Raw genomic sequence first — 10,532 nt, 5'->3', positions numbered from 1 at the left:
GCCCCCTCCCCCCCCCACGAGGTCACTGCTACGGCGCCCACCGAGATCTACACTCTCATAGTCGTCGGCAGAGTCAGAGGTGTATAAGAGACAGGTCCGGCGGGAAGCGCAAGCGCTGACGGTCAGTTGCGGCTGACCGTGCCGCACTGGTCGCTCGGGACGAGGTCCTTGCTGCGGTCGTACGGGTCGGTCGCGGGGCCGGTCGGCCGGGAGCCCGGGGTGTCCTGCTGAACCGGGTCGAACTGGGCGAACTGCGGGTGGTAGAAGCCGTCGTAGACGTCGCAGGCCGAGTTGGCCGAGTCCGAGCCGCCGCCCTCGCCGAACGCGATCTTCTTCGGGTTGACCTGGTAGCGGGCCGGGTCGTAGAAGCGGAAGTTCTCGACCCGCCGCACGACCGTCCGGGTGGTCCAGGTGTCCCCGGCCACGTCGGCCGCGGGCAGCACCAGGCCCACCGGCCTGGCCGCCGGGTCCTGGGTCCCGGGCGCGGCCGGCTTCGTCGGCTTCGGGCCGCCGCTCGCCGACGGCGCGGGCGACGCGGCCCGCTTGGCGGCGTCCGGGCCCGGACGCACCGCGTACACGTAGCTGAAGTCGGCGTGCACCAGGACGCCCTTGTCGCCGTCGCCCTCGAAGCCGATCCGGCCCTGGACCTTGACCACGCCGCCGACCTGGACGGCCTCGCGCGGGTCGAACCGGCTGAACCAGTTGGTGGGGTCGTTCTCCTTGGACGGGGTCGCCAGGGCGGCGGCCGCCTGGTCGCGCTCGGCCCGGTCCAGCAGCGCCAGCGCGGCCTCCGGGCGGCCGCCCGCGATGACCTGCGGGTCCAGGTTGGCGGCGGTCAGGTAGTCCTTGACCAGCTGGAGCTGGGCGGCGACCTGGTCGGCGGAGAAGACGCCGGTGGCCTTGGCATCGGGGAGCACGAAGGCGTCCGCGCCGTTCGGCCAGCCCTCGGCGGGGGAGCCGGCCCAGGGGTGGTCGACCGTCGGCTGGTCGGCGTCGACCTTCGGCGGCGCCGTCGTCGGCTTGGCCGTCTCCGGGGCGACGGTGGGCACCGGGGTGTGGGACGCCGAGGAGCCGGTGGAACCGCCCTGGTACCAGTTCCGCAGCCCCTCGATGTTGAGCGCCGCCACCAGCACCGCGATGGCCAGGACGGCGAAGAGCGGCGTGCGCCACTCCAGGCCCCGGCGCTTGGGCGGGCGCGGGTTGCCCCAGGGGTCGACGGCCTGGAGCTTCGGCTTGCGGCCGAACCGGCGCTTCGGCGCCGCCGGGCCGTCGTCGACCGACCGGCGGCCGCCCGGGTCGACCGGCGGGGTGTGCTTCCACTGGGCGGCAAGCATCCGGGTGCGGCCGGACTGTTCCGTGACGGCGGCACCCTTGACGAACTCGTCGTCGAGGACGAGGTCCGCGAACGGGTCCTTCCCGCCCGCTCCGGACGGGTCGGACCCGCCCGGCTCACCGCCCTCCGAGGGGCGCGGTTCTGGATCTTCGGCGATCGGCATCGCGCCAGTATGCCGACGGGGTGTGACGGCCGGTCGATCGGGGGCACACCTTGTGGTGAACTCGTGCACGGAGTGCCGAGGTTTGCCCCGTTTGCCCAGGTCGGAGCAGTGCGGGGGAGCCTCAGCCCTTGCTGCGGGCCTGCTTCACCGACCCCACCACACCGGCGATCGCCAGCAGGATCCCGGCCGGGATGAGCGACTCGAAGAACGCGGCGAACACGCCCGCGTCGCCGAGGAACAGCTGCGCCAGCGTGTTCAGGAGCAGCAGTCCGCCGGCCGCCGGGAGCGCCGCCTGCCACGGGTGCGCGTCGGCCCACCGCCGCAGCCGCCGGTCGCCGGTGTCGCGTCGCAACTGGCCGCCCAGCGTGCCGACGAGGAAGAAGAAGAACAGACCCCAGCCGGCCGGTCCGGCCAGGATGCTCAGCGACCAGTGCCCGGTGATCGCGTCGATCCCCAGGGCCGTCGCCCCCACCACCGCACCGACCCCCGCGGCCGTCCGCCACGGACCCATCGTCGCCGAGGCGACGGCGAGTTGCCGGTTCTCACGTCGGGACATCTCGTCGTGTGCCATACCCCCACGGTGCTCCTGCGGACGCCCCGGGGCCATAGGGGAAACCCCCGAGTTTCTCCGTAAGGGACCACAGGCCGGACGGTCCCGCCGGGGGCTGCCGCGCGGTGCGAGGATGGCAGCAGTACCGAGGTTAGGAGCGGCCATGGGCGGCAGCGCAGCGCACGGACAGAAGATCGCCTTCCTGGGCACCGGCAAGATCGGGGAGGCCCTGCTCTCCGGTCTGCTGCGGGCCGGCAAGGACCCGGCGGACGTCCTGGTGACCGCCCGCCGCCCCGAGCGCGCCGCCGAACTGGCCGACCGCCACGGCGTCGTGGCCGTCTCCAACGCCGAGGCCGCCAAGCTCGCCGACACCCTGATCCTCGCCGTCAAGCCGCAGGACATGGGCACCCTGCTGGAGGAGCTCGCGCCGCACGTCAGCCCGGACCGGCTGGTCATCTCGGCCGCGGCCGGCGTGCCCACCGCGTGGTTCGAGGAGCGGCTGGCGGCCGGCACCCCGGTGGTCCGGGTGATGCCCAACACGCCCGTCCTGGTGGACGAGGGGATGAGCGTCATCTCGGGCGGCTCGCACGCCACCGAAGAGCACCTGGTGCGCGCCGAGGAGATCTTCAGCTCGGTCGGCAAGGCGCTGCGCCTGCCCGAGAGCCAGCAGGACGCGGCCACCGCGCTCTCCGGCTCCGGCCCGGCCTACTTCTACTTCCTCGTCGAGGCGATGACGGACGCCGGCATCCTGCTCGGCCTGCCCCGGCAGGTGGCGCACGACCTGATCGTCCAGTCCGCGATCGGCGCCTCGGTGATGCTGCGCGATTCCGGCGAGCACCCGGTGAAGCTGCGCGAGGCCGTCACGTCCCCGGCCGGCACCACCATCGCGGCCATCCGCGAGCTGGAGAACCACGGGGTGCGGGCCGCGCTGCTGGGCGCCCTGGAGGCGGCCCGGGACCGCTCGCGCGAGCTGGCCTCCGGGGGGAAGTAACCGCCTCGAACGTCCGTCCGGTTAGGCTCGGCGGCATGGCCTACGACCTGGTGATCTTCGACAACGACGGCGTCCTGGTGGACAGCGAACCGCTCTCCAACCGGGTGCTGGCCGAGTACCTGACCGAACTCGGCCACCCGACGACGATCGAGGACAGCTACCGGGACTTCATGGGCTGTGCCGCCCACCGCATCCACGACGTGATCGCCGAGCGGTACGACGGCGCGACGCTGCCCGAGGGCTTCGACGAGCTCTTCCACGGCCGGGTCTTCGACGCGTTCGGCGCCGAACTCACCGCCGTCCGGGGCGCGGAGGCGCTGCTGAAGGAGCTCCAGCGGCGTGCCGTCCCGTACTGCCTGGCCTCCTCCGCGCACCACGCGTGGATCCGCACCGCGCTCGACGTCACCGGCCTGCGCGGGCGCTTCGCCGAGGAGCGGATCTTCAGCGCGCAGGACGTCGGCGTCGGCAAGCCCGCGCCCGACCTGTTCCTGCACGCCGCCCGCACCCTCGGCGTCGACCCCTCGCGCTGCCTGGTGCTGGAGGACAGCCCCAACGGCGTGCTGGCCGCCCGCGCCGCCGGCATGGACGTGTACGGCTACACCGCGCTCACCGATCCGGCCAAGCTGACGGCCGCCGGGGCCACCGGGCTGATCGCCGACCTCGCCGAGGTGCCCGCGCTGCTGGGCTGAGCGCGGAAAGCGCTGCGCACCCTCTCCCCAAAGTCCTCCCGGGCACCTACGCTCTCGCCAACATCGTCGTACCGGCCGGTAGCGAGGTTCCCGCATGAGTCCTGCGTTCCCGTCGAGTGCCGGGGTCCCGTCCCGCCTGCGGGCCGGCCGCGCCGCCCTGGCCCTGAGCTTCCTGCTCCAGGGCACGACGTTCGCGCTGCTGGTCACCTGCATCCCGGAGATCCAGCACCGGTACGGGCTGAGCGACGGGCTGCTGCCGGTGTTCCTGGCCGCCGTGCCGATCCTCGCGGGCGTCGGCTCGATCACCTCCGAACAGCTGGTGAAGCGCACCGGCGCGCGGGCCGTCCTGCGGGTCGTCCAGCCGGGCGTCTGCCTCAGCCTCGCGGGCGTCGGGCTCGGCGACGAGCTGTGGCAACTCGCCATCGCGCTGGGGGCGTTCGGGCTGCTGGTGGGAGCGTTGGACGCCAGTATGAACATGCTCGGGGTGGGGCTCCAGCACCGCTACGGCCGCTCGATCATGATCGGCTTCCACGCCGCGTTCAGCCTCGGCGGCATCCTCGGCGCGGCCGTCGCCGGCCTCGGCTCGCACTACGACCTCGGGCTGCCGCTGCTGTTCGGCACCGCGGCCGCGGTGATCGCCCCGCTCGCCCTGCTGGTCGGCACCTCCTTCGCCGGGCCCGCCGAACTCGGCGACGCCGTCCGGGAGGCCGCCGAGGCCGCCGCCCGCTCGATCCCGTGGCGGCCGCTGCTGCCGCTGTGCCTGGCGATGGCCTTCGCGTACATCGCGGACGCCTCGGTCTCCAACTACAGCGTCAAGTACCTGACCGACGGGCTGGGCAGCCCCGAGGACGTCGCCAAGCTGTCCTACCTGGGCTACATGGTGGCGATGCTGCTCGGCCGCGCCCTCGGCGACCGCGCGGTGCAGCGCTGGGGCGCCGTCCCGGTGGTCCGCGGCGGCGCGGCGCTGGCGGCGCTCGGCTTCGCGGCCGCCGCCGCGGCGCCCGCGGCGTGGGCGGGCATCGCCGGGTTCACGCTGCTCGGCTTCGGCATCTGCGCGATCATCCCGCAGGTGTTCGCGGCCGGCGGGCGGCTGTTCCCGGCCGACTCGGACGCCGCGGTGGCCCGGCTCAACCTCTTCAACTACGTGGGTTTCCTGATCGGCTCGCCGCTGGTCGGCGCGATCGCGGACGGCAGCTCGTACCGCTGGGCGCTGCTCGCCCCGATGGTGCTGGTGCTCGCCGTCCTCCCGCTGGCCGACCGCTTCGCCCCGGCGCCCGCCGCCCTGGCGCCCGCCGAGGCGTAGGGCCTGTCTTCAGGCCCCGGGCCCCCGCCCCGCGTCTCACTCGGCGCGGATCTCGTCCAGGGACTCCCGCAGGATCGCACGGGCGCGGGTGAACCAGTCGGTCAGGACGGCGACCTCGTCCGGCGTGTAGTCGGCGAACAGGGCGCCGACGCGCTCGTAGAACGGCCCGTAGACCTGGAGGATGCGCGCCTGCGCGTCGTCGGCCATCACCACCCGCACCCGGCGGCGGTCGGCCGGGTCGGCCTCCCGGTGCGCGTACCCGGCCTTCTCCAGCCGGTTGAGCACGCCGGTGACGGCGCCGGTGGTCAGCTGGGCGCGCTCGGCCAGGTCGCCGGCGGCGAGCGCCTCACCGGCCAGAGCGGCCTCGATGACGAAGCCGAGGCAGGTCAGGTCGGTCACGTTGAGCCCGAGCCGCGCGGCGATGTCCTGCTGCCCGAACTGCGCGAGCGCGATCATCCGGTCCATCGCGTAGAGCGCCTGCTCGGGCGACGCCTGGGGGCGCGGCTTGCCCTTCACCCGGGATCTCCTTAGCATCTAAGTAACTTATCTCGTGAGATAAAACGTCTGTCGGGGTCAAGCCCCGGCGAACCCGTCCATCACACCAAAAGAGGAGACATGGGCGCACACGGCGAACACGACATGGGACACACCGTCGCCGGCTGGACCGGCTCCGTCGTCGTGATCCTCGGCTCCGCGGTCGCGGGCGTGGCCCTCGTGGCCGGCTCGGTCCCCGGCCTCTGGGCCGGCGGCCTGGTCGTCGCCCTCGGGGCGGTGGCCGCCTGGCTGCTCCACGTCGCCGGCCGGGGCAAGCCCACCGGCCCGCGTCCGCCCGGGCAGCGGCACTGGCGCACCCCCGACCCGGCCGGCCGGCAGGGCCACCCCGACTGCCTCGGCTGCCGCCTCGCCGGCCGCCGGCCCGCCCGCGCGACGCCCCCCGCACGCACCGCCGCCACCGCCGCGGCCCCGGCCGGCGACCGCTCCTGACCTTCCGCTTCAAGCCGCCTTTCCCGTACGGGTTTGAACCCCGGCCCCCGGGACTCGCCCCGGCCCGGCGGCCGCCCGCGGACCGCCACCCACTACGGTGGAGGCCATGTCCGAAGCCGAGCGTGACCTCCCCTGCGGCCTGCACCTCTTCTGGGACGAGGCCGTCACCGCCTACGACTTCGGCCCCGGCCACCCGATGGACCCGACCCGGCTGGCCCTCACCATGCGCCTCGTCGAGGCCCTCGGACTGGCCACCGCGCCCGGCGTGACCGTCAAGGCGGCGCCCCCGGCCGGGGATTCGACGCTCCAGCTGGTGCACACCCGCGAGTACGTCGAGGCCGTCAAGCACGCCGCCGCCAACCCCGACCGGCACGACGTCCGGCACGGGCTCGGCACCGACGACAACTGGGCCTTCCCGGCGATCCATTCGGCCTCCGCCCTGATCGCGGGCCAGTCCGTCGCCGCCGCCGAGGCGGTCTGGCGCGGCGACGCCCCGCACGCGGTCAACTTCGCCGGCGGACTGCACCACGCCATGCCCGCCAAGGCCTCCGGCTTCTGCATCTACAACGACCCGGCGCTCGCCATCGCCCGCCTGCTCGAACTCGGCGCCGAGCGCGTCGCGTACGTCGACGTCGACGTCCACCACGGCGACGGCGTCCAGCAGGCCTTCTGGAACGACCCCCGGGTGCTCACGATCTCCCTCCACGAACACCCCGCCACGCTCTTCCCGCAGACCGGCTTCCCGACCGAGACCGGCGGCCCCGACGCCCCCGGCGGCGCCGCCAACCTGCCGCTCCCGGCCGGCACCGGCGACGCCGGCTGGCTGCGCGCCTTCCACGCCCTGGTGCCCGAACTCCTCGCCGCCTTCCGCCCGGACGTCCTGGTCACCCAGCACGGCGCGGACACCCACCTGGAGGACCCGCTCGCCCACCTCGCCGTCACCGTCGACGCCCAGCGGCTGATCGCCGAGGACCTGCACGACCTCGCCCACCGACACGCCGGCGGCCGCTGGGTCGCCACCGGCGGGGGCGGCTACGCCGTCGTGGACGTCGTCCCGCGGACCTGGACCCACCTCGTCGCCACCGCCGCCGGCCACCCCGTCGACCCGGCCACCGAGACCCCCGAACCGTGGCGCGCCGAGGTCTACCGCCGTACCCGCCGCCCCGCCCCGCTGCGCATGACCGACGGCGCCCGCCCGGTGTGGCGCGACTTCGACGCGGGATACGATCCGGCCGACCGCCTGGACCAGGCGATCCTCGCCAGCCGTCGCGCCGTCTTCCCCCACCACGGCCTGCTGGCCTGAAACCGGCGCCCCGGACGCCCCGCGCGGTGGCGGTGCGCACGCCCACTGCTACGAACCGCCGAGTGACTACGTACTGCAACAGGACTATCTCTCACCGTACGAGGACTGCGCTTCTCCCTCTTCCCACTGGTACCACCCATAACTACTCTGGGGATACACGTGTGCCGGTGGAGTCACCGGAGGGGAAGCCGGTGCCTTGCACACGGGTTAAGGGTCGGGTGATGGTCATGAGTTCCGGCGAACGCCCCCTGCAGGAAGTCGTCTTCCTGACCGTGGCGGAGGTTGCCGCGGTCATGCGGGTGTCCAAGATGACGGTGTACCGCCTGGTGCACAGCGGAGAGCTGCCGGCCATCCGGGTCGGACGGTCCTTCCGGGTGCCCCAGCAGGCGGTGCACGAGTACCTCAAGGAGTCCTACGTGCGGCTCGAAAGCGCGTAGGACGGGGCGCGCGGGTGCGGGGCTCACCACGGTGGGCTCCGCACCCGTTTGCCACGGATTTCCCGCGTGTTCCCCGGCGGACGGGGGCGCGATTTACAGCCCCGGGCAACCGGACGGTAGGCTAGGCCCTCACGTCAGTCGTATGGACTCCGTCTCTCACGGACGAGAGTCTCAGTGAGCGAGGGTTGTTCCGTGGGCTCTGTCATCAAGAAGCGTCGCAAGCGTATGGCCAAGAAGAAGCACCGCAAGCTTCTGAAGCGCACGCGCGTTCAGCGTCGCAACAAGAAGTAAGCGCCCCCGGACGCGCCCTGCGCGCCGCGCGCTACCACCGCCCGCCCGGGCCCCTCGTGGGCTGGGCGGGCGGTGTCGTTTCACGGCCCGTCGCGGCGGCGCGGTACGGTGCACGCAGGCCGCTCGGGTCGAGGATTGGGGTGGAGCACTGTGGGCGTCGTCGTGCTCGTCACGGGTGTGGCCCGGCAGCTCGGGGCCCGCTTCGTCGCCGAGGTCCGCCGCCGGCCCGACGTCGACCTGGTGGTCGGCGTCGACGTGCAGCCGCCCGGTCGCCCGGTCGAGGACCCGGACGGTCCGGCCGCGCCCTACCGCTTCCACCAGCTCGACCTGCGCCGCCCGGCGGTCGCCCGGGTGATCGCCGAGCACGGGGTCGACACCGTCGTGCACCTCAGCGTCTCCGCCACCGGGCTGGGCTCCACCAACCGCTCCGCGGTGAAGGAGTCCAACGTGATCGGCACCATGCAGCTGCTGGGCGCCTGCCAGAAGGCGCCGGGCGTGCGGCGGCTGGTGGTGAAGTCGACCACCGGCGTCTACGGCTCGGCCCCGCGCGACCCGGCCGTGTTCACCGAACGGATCCAGCCGAAGAACCCGCCCGGCGGGGGCTTCGCCAAGGACGCCGCCGAGGTCGAGGGCTACGTCCGCGGCTTCGCCCGCCGCCGGCCCGACGTCGCGGTGACGGTGCTGCGCTTCGCCAACATCGTCGGCCCCGCCGCCGACACCCCGCTGAGCGAGTACTTCGCGCTGCCGGTGCTGCCTACCGTCCTCGGCTACGACCCGCGGCTCCAGTTCGTGCACGAGGACGACGCCGTCGCCGTGCTCTGCCGGGCCGCCGGCGAGCCCGCGCCGGGCACCGTCAACACCGGCACCTTCAACGTGGCGGGGGACGGCGTCCTGCTGCTCTCCCAGTGCGCCCGCCGGCTCGGCCGGCCCACCCTCCCGCTGCTGCTGCCCGCGGTCAGCTGGATGGCCGGCCTGGCCCGGCAGACCCGCCTGGTGGACGTCTCGGCCGAGCAGCTGCGGCTGCTCACCCACGGGCGCGTCGTGGACACCACCCGGCTGCGGGAGACCTTCGGCTACCGCCCGGCCTTCACCACCCCGGAGGCCTTCGCCGACTTCGCCGCCGCCCGGGGCCCCGGCCTCCTGCCGCCCGAACGGCTCGCCGCCGTCACCGACCGGCTGACCGGGCTGCTCGGCCCCGAAGCGGGCCCCGCCGACCGCGACCGCTCCGCCCGCGACCGCGCAGATCGCACCGACCGCCCCACCCGACCGAGGAGCTGAACCCGCCATGAGTGCCGCAGCAGAGAACGCGCCGGGCGAGGCCAAGGTCATCCCGATCGAGTCCGCCCCCAGCTGGACCTCCCCGGACCCCGACCACCCGGCCCTCGCCGACCGGCTCGCCGGGGCCGTCGGCGGCGCGCTGTCCGGGCAGCTCGGCCCGGCCGCGACCCGGCTGTTCGGCAAGGGCTGGGAGGGCCGGGCCGCCGAGCGGCTGGCCTTCCTGCGCCGCCGCCTCACCGGCGACTACGAGGTGGACGAGTTCGGCTTCGACCAGGAGCTCACCGAGGAGGTCCTGCTCGGGCTGCTGCGCCCGCTGGCCGAGAAGTACTTCCGGATCGAGGTGCGCGGCGTCGAGCACATCCCGGCCGAGGGCGGTGCGCTGATCGTCGCCAACCACTCCGGGACGATCCCGCTGGACGCCCTGATGACCCAGGTCGCCATCCACGACCACCACCCGAACCACCGCCACCTGCGGATGCTCGCCGCGGACCTCGTGTTCGTGCTGCCGGGCGTCAACGAGCTGGCCCGCAAGGCCGGCCACACGCTCGCCTGCAACGAGGACGCCCAGGCGCTGCTGGAGCGCGGCGAGGTCGTCGGGGTGTGGCCGGAGGGCTTCAAGGGCATCGGCAAGCCGTTCGCCGAGCGGTACAAGCTCCAGCGCTTCGGGCGCGGCGGGTTCGTCTCCTCGGCGCTGCGGGCGGGGGTGCCGATCGTGCCGTGCTCGATCGTCGGGGCGGAGGAGACGTACCCGATGATCGGCAACCTGAAGACGCTGGCCCGGCTGCTGGGCCTGCCGTACGTGCCGATCACGCCGACGTTCCCGTGGCTGGGCCCGCTCGGCGCGGTGCCGCTGCCGACGAAGTGGACGATCCAGTTCGGCGAGCCGATCGCCACCGACGGGTACCCGGCCGAGGCGGCGGACGATCCGATGCTGGTCTTCGACCTGGCGGACGAGGTGCGGGAGACCATCCAGCACACGCTCTACAAGCTGCTGGTGCAGCGGTGCTCGGTGTTCTTCTAGCCCGGTTCCCCTGGCGCTGTGGCCCCTTGCGGCGCTGTGGCTCTGTGGCTCTTCCGACGCCAGGACGACGGGCGGCGGGGGGCGGGGGGGGGCGCCCCCCCGCCCCCCCCCGCGGGGGGGCCCCCCCCGGCGGCGCCCCCCCCCCGCCCGCACCCCCCGGCCCCGCCCCCGGCGCCCCGCGCGCGCCCC

12 protein-coding genes are annotated in these 10,532 nt (G+C 74.0%); 9 read left to right on the top strand and 3 right to left on the bottom strand.

The window, feature by feature from the left end:
* Positions 1–122 precede the first annotated feature (122 nt).
* Together ACFV4G_RS37055 and ACFV4G_RS37050 are read right to left on the bottom strand one after the other, a co-directional pair.
* Positions 123–1,496 carry a hypothetical protein gene (locus ACFV4G_RS37055; protein WP_380446806.1) on the bottom strand — a complete coding sequence of 458 codons (1,374 nt, stop codon included), beginning with the start codon at positions 1,494–1,496 and terminating at the stop codon, positions 123–125.
* A gap of 121 nt (positions 1,497–1,617) precedes the next feature.
* The gene (locus ACFV4G_RS37050; protein WP_380446804.1) at positions 1,618–2,067 is read right to left on the bottom strand and encodes a hypothetical protein; all 450 of its coding nucleotides are present in this window, start codon (positions 2,065–2,067) and stop codon (positions 1,618–1,620) included.
* Between the two features lie 142 nt (positions 2,068–2,209).
* On the opposite strand from ACFV4G_RS37050, the gene proC reads away from it, so the two are divergent.
* From proC to ACFV4G_RS37035, 3 genes are all read left to right on the top strand, one after another.
* Positions 2,210–3,037 carry a pyrroline-5-carboxylate reductase gene (proC, locus tag ACFV4G_RS37045; RefSeq protein WP_380446802.1) on the top strand — a complete coding sequence of 276 codons (828 nt, stop codon included), beginning with the start codon at positions 2,210–2,212 and terminating at the stop codon, positions 3,035–3,037.
* A 35-nt stretch (positions 3,038–3,072) separates the two neighbouring features.
* Complete coding sequence (locus ACFV4G_RS37040; protein ID WP_380446800.1) at positions 3,073–3,726, top strand: HAD family hydrolase; 654 nt, start codon at positions 3,073–3,075, stop codon at positions 3,724–3,726.
* 94 nt (positions 3,727–3,820) lie between these two features.
* Complete coding sequence (locus tag ACFV4G_RS37035; RefSeq protein WP_380446798.1) at positions 3,821–5,029, top strand: MFS transporter; 1,209 nt, start codon at positions 3,821–3,823, stop codon at positions 5,027–5,029.
* A gap of 36 nt (positions 5,030–5,065) precedes the next feature.
* Here ACFV4G_RS37035 and ACFV4G_RS37030 read toward each other — a convergent pair whose 3' ends face one another.
* Positions 5,066–5,545, bottom strand: a complete 480-nt coding sequence (locus tag ACFV4G_RS37030) for a MarR family transcriptional regulator (RefSeq protein WP_380446795.1) — start codon at positions 5,543–5,545, stop codon at positions 5,066–5,068.
* A gap of 99 nt (positions 5,546–5,644) precedes the next feature.
* On the opposite strand from ACFV4G_RS37030, the gene ACFV4G_RS37025 reads away from it, so the two are divergent.
* From ACFV4G_RS37025 to ACFV4G_RS37000, 6 genes are all read left to right on the top strand, one after another.
* Positions 5,645–6,013, top strand: coding sequence for an HGxxPAAW family protein (locus tag ACFV4G_RS37025; RefSeq protein ID WP_380446792.1), 369 nt, complete (start codon positions 5,645–5,647; stop codon positions 6,011–6,013).
* Positions 6,014–6,119: 106 nt separating this feature from the next.
* The gene (locus tag ACFV4G_RS37020; RefSeq protein ID WP_380446790.1) at positions 6,120–7,316 is read left to right on the top strand and encodes an acetoin utilization protein AcuC; all 1,197 of its coding nucleotides are present in this window, start codon (positions 6,120–6,122) and stop codon (positions 7,314–7,316) included.
* Between the two features lie 227 nt (positions 7,317–7,543).
* Positions 7,544–7,753, top strand: a complete 210-nt coding sequence (locus tag ACFV4G_RS37015) for a helix-turn-helix domain-containing protein (protein WP_148644250.1) — start codon at positions 7,544–7,546, stop codon at positions 7,751–7,753.
* Between the two features lie 192 nt (positions 7,754–7,945).
* On the top strand, positions 7,946–8,044 hold the full coding sequence (locus ACFV4G_RS37010) for a 30S ribosomal protein bS22 (RefSeq protein ID WP_003948845.1): 99 nt from the start codon (positions 7,946–7,948) through the stop codon (positions 8,042–8,044).
* A 150-nt stretch (positions 8,045–8,194) separates the two neighbouring features.
* A complete protein-coding gene (locus ACFV4G_RS37005) occupies positions 8,195–9,322 on the top strand; it encodes an NAD-dependent epimerase/dehydratase family protein (RefSeq protein ID WP_380446787.1) in 1,128 nt (375 codons plus the stop codon).
* Positions 9,323–9,329: 7 nt separating this feature from the next.
* Complete coding sequence (locus ACFV4G_RS37000) at positions 9,330–10,343, top strand: lysophospholipid acyltransferase family protein (RefSeq protein ID WP_380446785.1); 1,014 nt, start codon at positions 9,330–9,332, stop codon at positions 10,341–10,343.
* The last annotated feature ends 189 nt before the right edge of the window (positions 10,344–10,532 follow it).

Source organism: Kitasatospora sp. NPDC059747, assembly GCF_042732955.1.
GTDB lineage: Bacteria > Actinomycetota > Actinomycetes > Streptomycetales > Streptomycetaceae > Kitasatospora.
Note: the sequence above shows the minus strand (reverse complement) of the source record. Positions and strands in the feature narration are given on the sequence as shown.